Annotated in this window: 14 protein-coding genes; 5 read left to right on the top strand and 9 right to left on the bottom strand. The window is 32.5% G+C overall.

The features are described 5' to 3' along the window. Positions 1-19: 19 nt before the first annotated feature. Both ACZ098_RS05365 and ACZ098_RS05370 read left to right on the top strand, forming a co-directional pair. The gene (locus ACZ098_RS05365) at positions 20-1,351 is read left to right on the top strand and encodes a M16 family metallopeptidase (protein WP_487310714.1); all 1,332 of its coding nucleotides are present in this window, start codon (positions 20-22) and stop codon (positions 1,349-1,351) included. A 53-nt stretch (positions 1,352-1,404) separates the two neighbouring features. Next, the gene (locus ACZ098_RS05370) at positions 1,405-3,459 is read left to right on the top strand and encodes a M16 family metallopeptidase (protein WP_487310715.1); all 2,055 of its coding nucleotides are present in this window, start codon (positions 1,405-1,407) and stop codon (positions 3,457-3,459) included. A 57-nt stretch (positions 3,460-3,516) separates the two neighbouring features. On the opposite strand, the gene ACZ098_RS05375 is transcribed toward ACZ098_RS05370, so the two are convergent. Then, the gene (locus ACZ098_RS05375; RefSeq protein WP_487310716.1) at positions 3,517-3,960 is read right to left on the bottom strand and encodes a hypothetical protein; all 444 of its coding nucleotides are present in this window, start codon (positions 3,958-3,960) and stop codon (positions 3,517-3,519) included. Positions 3,961-4,044: 84 nt separating this feature from the next. Beyond that, on the bottom strand, positions 4,045-4,911 hold the full coding sequence (locus ACZ098_RS05380; protein WP_487310717.1) for a DMT family transporter: 867 nt from the start codon (positions 4,909-4,911) through the stop codon (positions 4,045-4,047). Between the two features lie 100 nt (positions 4,912-5,011). On the opposite strand from ACZ098_RS05380, the gene ACZ098_RS05385 reads away from it, so the two are divergent. After that, entirely contained in the window at positions 5,012-5,392 is a 381-nt protein-coding gene (locus tag ACZ098_RS05385) for a heavy-metal-associated domain-containing protein (RefSeq protein ID WP_487310718.1), read from the top strand. Positions 5,393-5,471: 79 nt separating this feature from the next. On the opposite strand, the gene ACZ098_RS05390 is transcribed toward ACZ098_RS05385, so the two are convergent. From ACZ098_RS05390 to mutY, 5 genes are all read right to left on the bottom strand, one after another. Then, positions 5,472-6,059 (bottom strand): fasciclin domain-containing protein, encoded by a 588-nt coding sequence (locus ACZ098_RS05390; protein WP_487310719.1) that lies wholly within the window; start codon positions 6,057-6,059, stop codon positions 5,472-5,474. Between the two features lie 118 nt (positions 6,060-6,177). Beyond that, positions 6,178-6,702, bottom strand: a complete 525-nt coding sequence (gldD, locus tag ACZ098_RS05395; protein WP_487311207.1) for a gliding motility lipoprotein GldD — start codon at positions 6,700-6,702, stop codon at positions 6,178-6,180. 37 nt (positions 6,703-6,739) lie between these two features. Then, positions 6,740-8,038, bottom strand: a complete 1,299-nt coding sequence (locus ACZ098_RS05400) for a gliding motility-associated protein GldE (RefSeq protein ID WP_487310720.1) — start codon at positions 8,036-8,038, stop codon at positions 6,740-6,742. Between the two features lie 21 nt (positions 8,039-8,059). Continuing rightward, the gene (locus tag ACZ098_RS05405; protein WP_487310721.1) at positions 8,060-8,503 is read right to left on the bottom strand and encodes a single-stranded DNA-binding protein; all 444 of its coding nucleotides are present in this window, start codon (positions 8,501-8,503) and stop codon (positions 8,060-8,062) included. A gap of 42 nt (positions 8,504-8,545) precedes the next feature. Then, the gene (mutY, locus tag ACZ098_RS05410) at positions 8,546-9,583 is read right to left on the bottom strand and encodes an A/G-specific adenine glycosylase (protein ID WP_487310722.1); all 1,038 of its coding nucleotides are present in this window, start codon (positions 9,581-9,583) and stop codon (positions 8,546-8,548) included. 132 nt (positions 9,584-9,715) lie between these two features. Here mutY and ACZ098_RS05415 point away from each other — a divergent pair, with 132 nt between their 5' ends. Both ACZ098_RS05415 and ACZ098_RS05420 read left to right on the top strand, forming a co-directional pair. Continuing rightward, a complete protein-coding gene (locus tag ACZ098_RS05415; RefSeq protein ID WP_487310723.1) occupies positions 9,716-10,009 on the top strand; it encodes an HU family DNA-binding protein in 294 nt (97 codons plus the stop codon). A 386-nt stretch (positions 10,010-10,395) separates the two neighbouring features. Then, positions 10,396-11,943, top strand: a complete 1,548-nt coding sequence (locus ACZ098_RS05420) for an Rne/Rng family ribonuclease (RefSeq protein WP_487310724.1) — start codon at positions 10,396-10,398, stop codon at positions 11,941-11,943. A gap of 617 nt (positions 11,944-12,560) precedes the next feature. Here the strand turns inward: ACZ098_RS05420 and ACZ098_RS05425 are convergent. Together ACZ098_RS05425 and ACZ098_RS05430 are read right to left on the bottom strand one after the other, a co-directional pair. Beyond that, positions 12,561-13,931, bottom strand: a complete 1,371-nt coding sequence (locus ACZ098_RS05425) for an NADH-quinone oxidoreductase subunit N (protein WP_487310725.1) — start codon at positions 13,929-13,931, stop codon at positions 12,561-12,563. Positions 13,932-13,956: 25 nt separating this feature from the next. After that, complete coding sequence (locus ACZ098_RS05430; RefSeq protein WP_487310726.1) at positions 13,957-15,396, bottom strand: complex I subunit 4 family protein; 1,440 nt, start codon at positions 15,394-15,396, stop codon at positions 13,957-13,959. Positions 15,397-15,404 lie beyond the last annotated feature (8 nt).

Consider the following 15,404-nt stretch of genomic DNA (forward strand, 5'->3'; position numbering starts at 1 on the left):
CTAAAATTTATAGTTTTTTATGAAAAAATCACTAATTGCTTTAAGTACTTTGCTTATGCTAGGAGGAACCGCTTTTGCTCAAAAGGTAGCTTTTGAAGAATACGATTTAGACAACGGAATGCACGTTATTTTACACAATGATAATTCGGCTCCAGTTGTAATTACATCGGTAATGTATCATGTTGGTGCAAAAGACGAACAACCAGATCGTACAGGTTTCGCGCACTTTTTCGAACACTTGTTATTTGAAGGTACAGAAAACATTAAACGTGGCGAATGGTTTAAAATTGTAACTTCAAACGGTGGTACTAATAATGCCAACACAACAGAAGACAGAACTTATTATTACGAAGTATTTCCTTCAAACAATCTAGAATTGGGTTTGTGGATGGAATCAGAACGATTATTACATCCTGTAATCAACCAAATTGGTGTTGACACACAAAATGAAGTTGTTAAAGAAGAAAAAAGATTACGTTATGACAACTCTCCATACGGACAATTGATTCCTGAGGTTAAGAAAAACATGTTCAAAAACCACCCATACCGTTGGACAACTATTGGATCAATGGATCATTTGGACGCAGCTAAACTTGAGGAATTTCAGGCATTCAACAAGAAATTTTATGTTCCAAACAATGCTGTTTTAATTGTTGCTGGAGACATTAGTAATCCTGCTCAAACTAAAGAATGGATTCAAAAATACTTTGGATCAATCCCTAAAGGTGCGCCTGTTACTAGAAAAACGTTTGTAGAAGAACCAATTACTCAAACAATTAAGGCTCGCTATGAAGACTCTAACATTCAAAAACCTATGGTGGTTGCTGCTTACAGAACACCATCAATGAAAACTAGAGATGCAAGAGTTTTAGACATGATTTCTACCATTTTATCTGACGGAAAAAGTTCTCGTTTGTACAAAAAAATTGTAGATGACAAGAAAATGGCTTTGCAAATTGGAGCATTTAGCTACAACCAAGAAGATTATGGAACTTACATTTTATACGGAATTCCACAAGGCGACTTTACGGCTGAAAATATTTTAACAGAAGTAGATTCTGAAATAGTAAACTTACAAACCAATTTGATTTCTGAAAACGAACTTCAAAAATTAAAAAATAAATACGATAACACTTATGTTGATAGCAACTCGAGTGTAGAAGGTATTGCAGATAATTTGGCTACCTATTATATGTTGTACGGTGATGTAAATTTAATCAATACTGAAATTGAAATTTACCGCTCTATTACTCGTGAAGAAATTAGAGATATTGCTAAAAAATACCTAAATCCGAATCAAAGACTAATCTTAGACTATGTTCCAGCGAAAGATAAAGCTGAAAACAAATAAAAGAAAACATGAAACTATTGATTCAAATTCGAAAAAATAATAACACATTTAGTATGAGCAAGAAAATAGCACTATTAGTAACAAGTTTGTTCCTTACAGTAATTATGCAAGCACAAAACAGACCGCAGCCAAAACCAGGCGCTGCGCCAAAAGTAAATATTAACAAACCACAAACATTTACACTTCCAAATGGATTAAAGGTAATGGTGGTTGAAAACCATAAGCTACCAAGAGTATCGTTTAACTTAACTTTAGATAACGCACCATATGCAGAAGGTGATAAAAAAGGAGTTGATGAACTTACAAGTTCATTGATAGGAAATGGTTCTACTAAAATTTCTAAAGACGCTTTTAACGAAGAAATTGATTTTCTTGGAGCCAACATCAATTTTTATTCTTCTGGCGCATCGGCATCAGGATTGTCTAAATATTCTAAAAGAATTTTGGAATTAATGGCAGACGGTGCTTTAAATCCAAATTTTACACAAGAAGAATTTGATAAAGAAAAAGAAAAACTTATCGAAAACTTAAAAACTCAAGAAAAATCAGTTACAGCAGTAGCTGGACGAGTAGAACGCGTATTGGCTTATGGAAAAAATCATCCAGCAGGAGAATATTTGTCTGAAGCAACCATCAATAATGTTTCTTTATCCGATGTAAAAGCTAACTATACATCACATTTTGTACCAGAACATGCTTACTTAGTAATTATCGGAGATGTAAAATTCAAAGACACTAAAAAAGCTGTTGAAAAACTTTTTGGTTCTTGGGTTAAAGCAACTGCGCCAAGACTTACTTACTCTAATCCTTCGAATGTACAGTTTACACAAATCAACTTTGTAGACATGCCAAACGCAGTACAATCTGAAATTTCGTTGATAAACACGGTTGAATTGAAAATGTCTGATGCTGACTTTTTCCCAGTAATCATCGCGAATCAAGTTCTTGGTGGTGACTTTAACAGTTACTTGAACATGAACTTAAGAGAAGCACACGGTTGGACTTACGGAGCACGATCTAACGTTGGAGTTGACAAATATATGGCTAGCACATTTAAAGCCAATTCTCAGGTAAGAAACATGGTTACTGATAGTGCTGTGGTAGAGTTCATGAAAGAAATTAAAAAAATCCGTACTGAGAAAGTAGCAGACGATGTATTGAATAATGTTAAAGCAGGATATGTAGGACGTTTTGTGATGCAAGTTGAAAAGCCTGCAACCATTGCTCGTTATGCTTTGAATACTGAAGTACAAGGATTACCATCAGATTTTTACGAAAATTATATCAAAAACATCAATGCAGTTACAGCAGAAGACGTTATGCGTGTAGCAAACAAATATTTTTTACAAGATAATTTAAGAATATTAGTTGTTGGAAAAGGTGCTGACGTAATTCCTGGACTTGAAAAATTAAAAATACCAATGTATTATTTTGATAAATTTGGTAATCAAACAGACAAACCTGCTATGAAAAAACCTACTCCAGCTGGAGTTACGGTAAAAACTGTAGTTGATGCATACCTTACCGCTATTGGTGGAGAAAAAGCAGTAAAATCTGTAAAATCACTTGCATCGGTAGGAACAACCAAAATACCTCAAATTCCTTCACCTTTAAGTTATATTTCTAAAGTTGATACTAAAGGTAGAATGATGGTAGAATTATCAATGCCTGGAATGAGCTTGATGAAACAAGTGGTAAACGAAAAAGGAGCATATCAAACACAACAAGGACAGAAAAAAAATATCGAAGGTGAAGAGTTGGTAAAAGCAAAACAAGAAGCGGTTCCGTTTTCTGAACTTACCTTGGCTGCAAAACCTGGCGTAACAGTTTCTGGAATAGAAACTATAAACGGAAGCGAAGCTTATGCTGTTGTAGATGGTGATAAAGTTTCTTATTTTGACGTAAAAAGTGGTTTAAAAACTGCCGAATCTCAAACTGAAGAACAAGGTGGAAAAAAGAATACTTCTACAACTTATTTCAATGATTACCGCGATGTAAAAGGTGTGAAAGTGCCATTTAATACAGTAATGAATATTGGAATAGAATTAGATATTAAACTAACTGAAGTGAAAGTTAACGAAGGTATTACCGATGCCGATTTTCAATAGTTCAATCATCAATTAAATTGACAAAACCGTTTCATTAATTTGAAACGGTTTTTTTGTTTATTCTATTTTTTTATATCGATACGCTTCACATGGACAAGTACCTATGTTGTTCTGATTGGTACACGTAAAATCTAAAATACTATCATTCAACGTCACAATTTTTACCCTAAAAGGTTCAATTGAATTATTCCCATTGTAAAAACGCGTCAACACTGAGTCGGAAAAAATTGTAAAAGTGCCGTTATTATTAATCCCATTAGTATCGTTAAAAGTATTGTTGGCGTTAAACGACAAAATAGTGCCATTTTCATAATATTCAATATTCGGATGATCAACTTGATCGATATCCAAATAATTATAAATACCAACAAATTTCCAAGAACCTGTTAAATTTTCGGGAATTGGAATTTCAATAGCACTTGCTTCATTGGTGTTTTCATCGTTTGATGTACAACCAATTAGGGTAATGCAGCTAAGTAGTGCTGTAATTATTTTTTTCATAAATGGTTTTTGGCGAATTAGTTACACTAATGTATGAAAAAAAATAACATGTATGAATTTTGTAATTCATTTCGTTATGAAAAACTACCTTTTATTTGCCAAATAAACTCCAACCAAAACTACAAAAGCTCCAAACAACTGCATTAATGTTAACGATTCGTTGTCTAATAATCCCCAAGCGAAAGCTACAATTGGTATTAAATAGGTAACCGAAGTAGCAAAAATTGGCGTTGACATTTGTATTAATTTAAAGAAAATAATATTGGCAATTGCTGTTCCCACAACGCCTAGTAGCACAATGTATAACATGGCCGTTTGTGTTTCTTGAAAATACATTCTCGAAGAAAAATCGGTGCTAAAAAGAACAACTAAAGCCGGAACCAACATCACCAAAAAGTTACCTGTTGTAATGGCAAGTGGCTTCACATCTGATAAATACTTTTTTATCAAATTTACATTTATAGCGTAGCAAACCGATGCAATAATGACAAATAGGGTAAAATAATAATTTTCGCTTGTTCCTACTTCATTCCCATTAAATATTAAAATTAAAGTTCCAACTAGTCCTATTAAAACTCCAATAATTTGGATTCGCTTAAAACCTAGACCAAAAGCAAGAATACCTATAAGCAAGGTATTTAATGGTGTTAACGAATTGAGAATGGAACATATAGAACTACTCACTTTAGTTTCGGCTAACGGAAAAAGAAATGCAGGAATAAAAGTGCCAAATACCGCAGTTATAGCAATGTATTTCCATTGAAATCGTTTTATTTCAGGCAACGTTTTAAAGCCAATTAGTATCACAAAAATAGATGTAAACACAATTCGTAAAGCGCCAACTTGAAATGGAGTTAAACCCAGCAACCCTTTTTTCATTAAGATAAAAGAACTACCCCAAATTAAGGCCAGGACAAATAATAAAATCCATTTGAGTTGTTTTGTTAACATAATTTGCTTTATAATTTGTGAAAATTTTATTAATTGTCCGAATAAAAAAAATGTAATTTTGTGTCTTAATTGAATTGATTAATAATAAACAATATATATTATGAATTTTTCTAAAACAATTTGTACAATTTTAATTGCATCCTCAACTTTATTCGCTTGCAAAGATAAAGGAACTGAGGCGTCATCTCAAAAAGAAACTACAACAACTAATAAAGAAGTTGCTGTTGCTACCAAACCTGAAACTGCAAGTTTTAAAATTGACGGAATGTCTTGCGCTATTGGATGTGCCAAAACAATTGAAAAAGAATTGGCAGACATGGATGGAGTTCAAAATGCAAAAGTAGATTTTGACACCAAACAAGCTACTGTAAATTTTGATGCAGATAAATTGACTTCTACCGATTTAGTTAAAAAAGTAGAAGCTACAGCTGATGGTAAAACGTATAAAGTTTCAGAAATTAAGACTGGTAATAAAGTCTAAATTTTTTTTGATTTATTGAAAAATAAAAAACCGCTACAAACTAAAAATTTGTAGCGGTTTTTTCATGCAGAATTAATAATTATTTAGGCATTACTACCGAGTCAATTGCGTGAATTACACCGTTTGAAGCAGCAACGTCAGCTATAGCAACTGTAGCCGTTTTTCCGTTTGCATCAGTTAAAACAACTTTACCGTCTTTCAAACTCAAATCGATTTTTCCACCTTGAACTGTAGTAACTGTATATTTTCCGTTACCTTTTGTAATAGCATCTGTAACTGCAGCCGCATCAAATTTTCCAGAAACAACGTGATACGTTAACAATCCTTTTAATTTTTCTACATTTTCTGGTTTCAATAAACCGTCAACTGTTCCAGCAGGCAATTTTTCAAATGCTGCATTTGTTGGAGCAAAAACTGTAAATGGTCCTTCACCACTAAGTGTTTCAACTAAACCTGCAGCTTTTACCGCTGCTACTAATGTTGAAAAGTCTGGATTACCAGCTGCTACATCTACAATTGTTGTTGCTGCAACTGCTTGAGTTGTATCGGCAGCAACTTGTGTTGTGTCTGTTGCAACTTCTGTTTCAGCTTCTTTTTTCTTACCATCGCATGATACTGATATTGCAGCAATCATTGCAATAACGCTAATTTTTTTTCCTAAATTCATAATGTTTTTTATTAAGTTATACACAAATGTAAAGTAAACTTTTTGTTGTTTAACTTTTTTAACATATAATTAAACAAAATATAACTTTAGGAACGATTTCTGTAAGTATCAGGCTTCTTTATTTCCAATTGACACTTTCCATGATGCGTTGCATGTCATTTTTGATATAATCTGCCGCTGGCATTATTGAGTCATAATTGGGTTTTGCATAAAAATAAACCGAACCTGTTAGAAAGTGTTTCGTACTATCGGTTACATAAAATTGTGCGTTAGTAGCTGCGTTACCATTTACTCTATAAAACATACCGTACACTTTTTTATCAGGATTAAGATAGGGTTGCTCTAAAATATCATCGGCTTTAATAACATGCTCATAAGTAAGTCTTTGCGCGTCGCTTAACAATTTGTTGATATCACCATTTACGGGCTTGTATGTTAAATATACCGTTGCTTTCATTTTAGGATATGTAATCGAAAAACCGCAATTTCCATTCTCTTTTATAGTTGCATCAGCATTCATGTCAAAAGTTATGGGACAATGATTTTCAAATCTTGCATACTCAGCTACAGCATAATCTAATCTAAGCTGACTTGGAGGTTTGGGTAAAACATCGTCTTTACAACTCGACAAAAAAACAAGCATACAACTGCATAGAAGAACGGATATGTAGTATTTTTTTTTAGGCATTAAGAGTAACTTTTATTTGTTTAATTCTTTTTTTATCAACAACTTCAATGGTAAAAAGGCAATTTTCAAACTGAATTTTTTGTCCTTTTTTAGGAAAATTTCCTAATATTTCGAGTATGAATCCAGCTAATGTTTCGGCTTCACCTTTTCTTATTTCAAATAATTCTTGATCTACATCAATGATTCTGTAAAAATCTTTTAAATTTATTTTTCCTTCAAACAAGAAATTATTTTCATCTATTTTGGAATAATTAATGTTTTCATCGTCAAATTCGTCACTAATATCACCCACAATTTCTTCGATTATATCTTCTAAAGAAACCAAACCAGACGTACCACCATATTCATCAACTACAATTGCCAAATGGCTTTTCATACTTTGAAAATCTTTAAGCAAATTATCCAATTTTTTATTTTCTGGTACAAAAAATGGTTCTCGCAACAATTCTTGCCAATTGAATTCTTTTTTATTTATGTGCGGAATCAAATCTTTGATAAACAAAACGCCTTTTATATTGTCTATATTGTCTTGGTAAACCGGAATTCTAGAAAATTCTTTCTCCAAAATTTTCGGGTAGATTTCTGCAAATGTTTCTTCAATATCCAAACCAAAAATATCGATTCTAGGACTCATAACTTGCTTGGTGTCCGTATTTCCAAAAGTCACAATGCCTTCTAGAATTTTTTGCTCTTCGGTAGAAGTATCATCGGTTGAAGTTAGTTCTAGTGCTTGCGATAATTGATCAACCGAAAAGTTACTTTTTTGTTTGCCCAATTTGTCTTGCAAAAAAAGCGTGAGACTTCGCATTGGAATACTAATTGGCGATAAAAGTTTATTTAAAATTGATAATGGCTGCGCGATAAAGCACGCAAATTTTATATTATTTCTACTCGCATATATTTTAGGTAGTACCTCACCAAAAAGTAATATTAAAAATGTTACTAAAATTACTTCTACTGCAAATTTTAGTATGGAGGATGAAATGGTAGAAAAAACTTCGTCTAACGAGAACGAAAATAAAATTACAATTGCTATGTGAAGAAAATTGTTGGCAACCAATATCGTAGCTAACAATTTCTTGGGTTTTTCTAATAATCTGTTGATAATTTTAGACTTTTCTGGCGATAATGAAGCCAAATCTAAAAGGTTTTTTTGTGACAACGAAAATAATGCTACTTCAGACGCCGCTATCATAGCGCAACACAACAGCAACACTACAATACCAATTATTCCAAAAACTAAATTGGTGTCAAGTGAAGAAAATAATGTTAAACTGGGTTCAGGATCCAAGTTGAAAGTTTTAGTTAAACATTAGTTATTAAGCCCTTCTGGTAAGTCGTTTATCGGAGGATTTGAAACATCAAAATTATTACTTTTAGGTTCCGTTAAAGGCAATGACTTGTTTCCCTCTGTATCTTTTTTCACCGTAAGAAAAGTAAATTCTGTTACTTGAATTTCGGTCGTATACTTTGTCGAACCGTCTTCAGCTTGCCATTGGCGTGATTTTATTCTACCTTCTACATAAATTTTATCACCTTTGGTTAAATACTTCTCACATATTTCGGCGGCTTTGTTGCGCACCACAAGATTATGCCATTCGGTTGAAGTAATTTTTTCGTTGGTTTGTTTATTTATATAAACTTCATTTGTTGCCAAAGGAAATCTACCAATGCAGTTTCCGCCTTCAAAATAGTGCATTTTTACGTCGTCACCAAGATGACCAATAAGCATAACTTTATTTAATGTACCAGCCATAATTATAGCAATTTGTTTATTTTCAAAATTACAAATAAAAAATCAAATCAAATACTTTTCAATAAAATTATGAATAACTATTGGAAAAGGATAATTAACAAGTGCATCAACATCTATTGAATCTGAGAGTTTTTCATCAATTTCGACCTTATAAAAAAAGATATGAAGCTTTTGATGCGAAAGCTTATGAATTGTTTGGACATCGTTATACTGGCTAATAGACACAATCCTTTTATCTACAAAAGTAGCTCGTATGGTTTCAGAAATTGTAGTAAAATCTAATTCATAATCAGATTCTATTACAGGGAATTCATATAAATTTTGCCAAATTCCTTTCTCGCTGCGTTTGGTAAGTAGTGTTTTAGTATCTGAATCCGAAAACACAACATAATTAAAATAGCGATTGGTAACTTTGATTTTCTTAAGCTTTACAGGAAGGTTGGCAACTTTTTTCTTTTGCAATGCAGCGCAACTTTCGTTAAAAATACAACCGGCACAATTGGGATTTTTTGGCACGCATTGCAAAGCACCAAATTCCATTATCGCTTGATTGAACAAGGCCGGATTATCTTTCGGGATGAGCTCGTTTGCCAAAGCGGTAAACTCTTTTTTGGCACCGGCAGATGCAATGTCGGTTTCTACATCAAAATAGCGTGACAAAACCCTAAAAACATTTCCGTCTACCACAGGAACTACTTCATTGAAAGCAAAAGATGCTATTGCCGATGCCGTATATTGACCAACACCAGTTAATTTAAGTAAATCAGTATAATTATCAGGAAACTTTCCTTCAAGATTGGTTGCTATATATTGTGCGGTTTTATGCATATTTCTAGCTCGAGAATAATAACCCAGTCCTTGCCAAAGTTTTAAAACAGTTTGCTCGTCGGCATTTGCCAGATCAAAAACTGTTGGAAAATGCTTCATAAAAGACAAAAAATAAGGCAATCCTTGAGCAACTCTTGTTTGTTGCAGCATAATTTCAGAAAGCCAAATTGGGTACGGATTGGTGGTATTTCGCCAAGGTAAATCGCGTTTATTTTGTAAATACCATTGCAATAATGAGTTAGAAAATTCCATAAAATATATTGTGCAACAAAAGTAAAAGTTTATCTGATTAAATTTTAATCAATTATCCTTGAAATATTGTTTTTTTAATTCATATATTTGCACACTCAAAAAAATACACATAATATTTAAATACGAAAGAAAATGACGAAAGCAGATATCGTAGCTAAAATTTCAGAAAAATTAGGTCTTGAAAAAGGAGATGTTCAATCTACAGTTGAAACATTTATGGAAGAGGTTAAAAATTCATTAGAAACTGGTGATAACGTTTACTTAAGAGGTTTTGGAAGTTTTATAATCAAGACAAGAGCTGAAAAAACTGGAAGAAACATTTCAAAAAATACTACAATAAAAATTCCTGCTCACAACATTCCAGCATTTAAACCAGCTAAAGTATTCGTTGAAGGAGTAAAAACTAAAACTGAAATCGCAGTTTAAAACATATTTATTAATCACACAAAACAGAACATTATGCCAAGTGGTAAAAAAAGAAAAAGACATAAGGTAGCTACTCACAAACGTAAGAAAAGAGCGAGAGCTAACCGTCACAAGAAGAAAAAGTAGTTTTAAACTACTTTTTTCTTTTTTAAACGTTCATTGAAAATGAAAAAAGATTGCAGATTTCAGATTTAAGATTGCAGATTTTTCTGCTTCTTGCCAACTGAATTCTACCATCTGATTTCCTCGGGTAAATCCTGTAAAAAATTATTGTTTAATCCATCTGTAAAAAGATTGTAGACTTTAGATATTAGATTTTAGATATCCTATCTTTCTTCTTTTCTCTTTTTTTCTACCTTCTCAAAAAACAGATAAAAATTTACAACGTGAATAAAGAACTGATTATCAGATCTAGCGACAATGCTGTAGATTTTGCCTTATTAAAAGATGGAAAACTAATTGAATTACACAAAGAAGAAGAAAAAAAGAGCAGCTTTCTTGTTGGTGATATTTTTATTGCCAAGATAAGAAAACCAGTTGCTGGCTTAAATGCAGCTTTTGTAAATGTAGGTTTTGAAAAAGACGCTTTTTTACATTATCATGATTTGGGTCCCAATTTATCTTCCTATTTGAAATTCATTAAACTTGTAAGCGCAGGTAAAATAAAAGATTTCTCCCTAAAAAACTTTCAGTTTGAAAAAGAAATTGATAAAGATGGTGCTATATCAGATATTCTGAGTGCCAACCAGTCAATTTTAGTGCAAGTAGTAAAGGAACCAATTTCTACCAAAGGACCAAGAATAAGCTCTGAGCTTTCATTTGCCGGTAGATTTTTAGTTTTAGTACCCTTTTCCGACCGAGTTTCTGTTTCTCAAAAAATAGAAGAAAAGTCAGAAAAAGACCGATTGAAAAAATTGGTACAAGCAATCAAACCCAAAGGTTTTGGTGTTATTGTAAGAACAGTAGCCGAAGGCAAAAACGTAGCCGAACTAGAAAAAGACTTGCAAAACCTCAATAACAGATGGTTAGCAATGTGTAAAAAATTAGTAACTGCTCATCATCCTTCTAAAGTATTGGGCGAACTTAGTAAAGTATCGTCAATATTAAGAGACGTTTTTAACGATACCTTTACTGGTATTCAAGTGGATGAAGAAGAGTTATTCAACGAAACGAAGGATTATTTAAAAGAAATAGCACCTTCAAAACAAAACATCGTTAAGTTTTATCAGTCGAGAGACACGCCAATTTTTGAAAAATACAACATCGAAAGACAAATAAAAACATCGTTTGGGAAAACAGTATCAATGAGCAAAGGCGCTTATTTGATCATCGAACACACAGAAGCTCTTCACGTTATCGACGTAAATAGTGGAAACCGTTCTAACAAAGCCAACAATCAGGAAGATACTGCCCTTGAAGTGAACATGATTGCCGCTGCAGAAATTGCACGCCAATTAAGACTTCGCGACATGGGTGGAATTATTGTAGTCGATTTTATCGATATGCAAAATCCAGATAACCGACAAGTATTGTTCAATTTTCTTCGTGAAGAAATGAGCGATGATAAAGCAAAACACAAAATATTACCGCCAAGTAAGTTTGGATTAGTTCAAATTACTAGGCAACGTGTTCGACCAGAAGTCAACATAAAAACAAGAGAAGAAGATCCTAATAATGTAAATGGTGAAATTGAAGCACCAATTCTTATTATTGATAAAATTGCTTCTGATCTTGAAAGATTATCCAAAGACCACAAGAAAATTGTACTTAATGTACATCCATTTGTGGCCGCATACCTTAAAAAAGGTTTTCCATCATTACGTTCAAAATGGTTTTTTGAACATAAAAAATGGGTGAAAATTATACCTCGTGACGCTTACACGTATTTAGATTATCGCTTTTTTGACAATCAAGGAGACGAAATCAAAAAATAAAATAAAACCGCCTTTCGAAAGATTGGCGGTTTTTTTATAAACTTTTTATAACATAATTAAGATTTCACGCACCGAAAACTCATTTTCTTATTTTTTGTTTAAAGGTTGAAATACCTTACTTTCTGGGGTTAAACAAAGACCGTAATCTTCGTCTAAAAGCATATTTAAAATTAGAAAACATAAGACTGTTGCAATGTTTGCCGTTGCCCAATTTCTCTCTATAAAAAAATATTTTACCATCAGTACTAGTGTTTGTACTTGAAAAGCAATTTACAATGACATAAAATAGAGCAAAATGATTTTTGATCAATGAACCTTGAAGTATATACTGTTTCTAGAAAGCCAAAAGATCGAGTTTAAACGCAATAGAAGAATCATTATTACTTACTAATAATTTATGACATTATTGCTAACTACTTTCGACTTTGCCGGAGTTGGAAAATACTTTCAAAAAATTAGTTGAAAACCTAAGGCGTACTAGTACATGATTTATATAAAAATACTATAAAATGTTTTACAAGATTAGTTTGCAAAAGTCCACATTGAGAATTATTAATAAATAAAAAAACCATCAAAACTTGCTTGATGGTTTAACTATTATTTTAAAGAAGTAAATTTTATTTTAATAAATTGGTAACTAAAGATGGGTAAATACCAATAGCAAGATTCAGAACGATTGCTAGCACAGCAACTACATAATACACAAAAGGTGTTGCTTGTTTTTCATTTTCTGGTTCTTTAGTATACATTGCTAATATTAACTTGAAATAGTATCCAACGCTGATAATTGAATTGATAACACCTGCAATCACCACTATTAAATATCCTGACTGAATAGTTTGTGTAAACAACATGAACTTAGCAAAAAATCCTGAAAAAATCGGAATTCCTGCCATTGATAGTAATGATGCTGTTAAGACAGCTGCCAAAATTGGATTGTTTTTTCCTAGTCCATTAAAGTTTACAATATCTTCATTTTCTTTATCTTTTGTCACAAAAATAATAACTGCAAACGAAGCGATACCGGCAAGAGCATAAGCGGCAGTATAATATAACAATGTATTAGCAGCAGTTGACAAACTTAGTAATGCCATCAACATAAATCCTGCATGAGAAATACCTGAGAAAGCTAACATTCGTTTTACATTGTTCTGACGTAAAGCCATGATATTTCCAATAGTCATTGACAATATTGAAACAATCACTATTATAATCTCAAATTTATAGGACAATCCTGTGTTTAAAGAACTCAACAGTTTGTATAATGTAGCCATTGCAACAACTTTTGCCAAGGTACTCATGGTGGCTGTAGTTATAGCAGGAGAACCTTCGTACACATCTGGTGCCCAAAAATGAAAAGGCGCAGCAGCAATTTTGAAAAGCATTCCGATAAGCAACATTGCAATACCAATCCAATACCAAATTGGCAAACCTAGCCCTTGCGATAATTCTTTAATTTCTACAATATCAAAACTACCAATTGCTCCATAAACTAAACAAATTCCGAATAATAATATTCCTGAAGCAAAAGAACCCATTAAAAAGTATTTCATTCCGGCTTCGTTACTTTTTATGCTCAAACGATTGCTTGCCGCTAAAACATATAACGAAATTGATAAGACTTCAATACCCAAAAAGAACATTGATAAATTACCAAAAGAAACCATTGCCACAGCACCAGCTAAAAGAAAAACTTTAATTGCAATAAAGTCAGAAATTTTAGTTTCATGGTTTTTATAAACATCATGACTTAAAACAACTAAAAAAAGAGTTAATATGATAAAAAGGCTAGAAAATGCAACAGAAAATTTATCCACAACAATCATGTTATTGTAATAATTTCCTGGTGTATTGAATTCTGATATTGTAAGGCCTAGTATTGCCAAAAGACCTATAACGGTTATAGGAACAATGGCTTTTCTAAAATTAAATATCTCCGCTATAAGTGAAAATATACCTAAACCTACAATTGCTATTAATGTGTTCATTTTTTATTTTTTTAAGGAACTAAAACTATCCTCTATTGATAACTAATAAAATATCTTTCAAACTTGGTGTAACTAGGTCAACGATTGGCTTAGGATACAATCCAAAAAACAATAAAAAGCCAATTATTAAAACCAGAACTATTCCTTCACTAAACGTAATTTCAGAAAATACTTTAACATTAGTTTCCCCTAACATTACATTTTGAAACATTTTTAACATATAATATGCTCCTAGAATAATTGTTGTACCACCTAAAACGACAAACCAAATACTTGTTTTAGCCAAGCTGTATAAAACAGTAAACTCTCCAACAAAGTTAAAGGTTCCTGGTAAAGCAACCGATGCTAATACTAAAATCATGAACATCGATGTAAATTTTGGTGCTTGTGATCGAATGCCACCCAATTCAGATATTTTTCTAGTTTCAAATCTTCTAAAGATAATTTCAGCTGCGAAAAACAAACCGACAATTACAAAACCGTGCGCAATCATTTGAGATACTGCTCCACTCAAACCATCAATTGTTAGTGTATAACATCCTGCAGCAATCAATCCTACGTGTGCTAACGAAGAATAGGCCAACAGCTTTTTTAAATCTTTTTGGCGTAGTGCTAGAATTGAACCATAAATTACACCAGCAACTCCAAGACCAATAAACACAAACATATACTGCTTTGCAGCCAATGGTGCTATTGGCAATTGCCATCTAATAACACTATATAAACCCATTTTTAGCATGATTCCAGAAAGCAACATTGTTCCGGCTGTTGGTGCTTTTTGGTAGACCTTTGCTTGCCAAGTATGGAAAGGAATTAACGGAATCTTAATAGCATAAGCAGCAAAGAATGCTAAAAATATCCAAAACTGTTCCGTACTTGATAATCGTAAATTATACAAATCTCCAATTAAGAATGATCCTGCTTTTTGATATAAATAGGCAAATGCAATTAGCATAAATAAAGAGCCAGCCAAGGTATAAATGAAGAATTTCACAACGGCTTTACGTCGCTCATCAGCATCACCATTACCCCAAACCAACGCAATAAAATAAATTGGAATTAATGCTAGTTCCCAAAAAATATAATATAATAAACCATCTGCCGCAAGAAAAGTACCTACCATTGCAAATGACATAAATAAAATTAGAGCATAAAAACTTTTACTATTCGAAAAGCTATTTCCAAAAGAAGAAAAGATGATAAGCGGTGTCAAAGCCGTAGTTAATACTACCATAGCCATTGAAAGTCCATCACCTTGAAAAGCCAAACATACTTTAGGAATATCAATCCAATTTTTAAGAATACTAATACTTTCTCCGTTCTTTAAAGCCGATAAAAGATACATTGATATCCCAAACGAGGCAGTACTGAACAACAAAGCTACTTTTGAAGCCAATTTATCTCCAGAAAAATAGGTAGCAATTGAGCCAACTAAAAGCAATATTAATATAGTAGTTACATCCATTACGTAAA

This window comes from Flavobacterium sp. SP2, assembly GCF_057626655.1.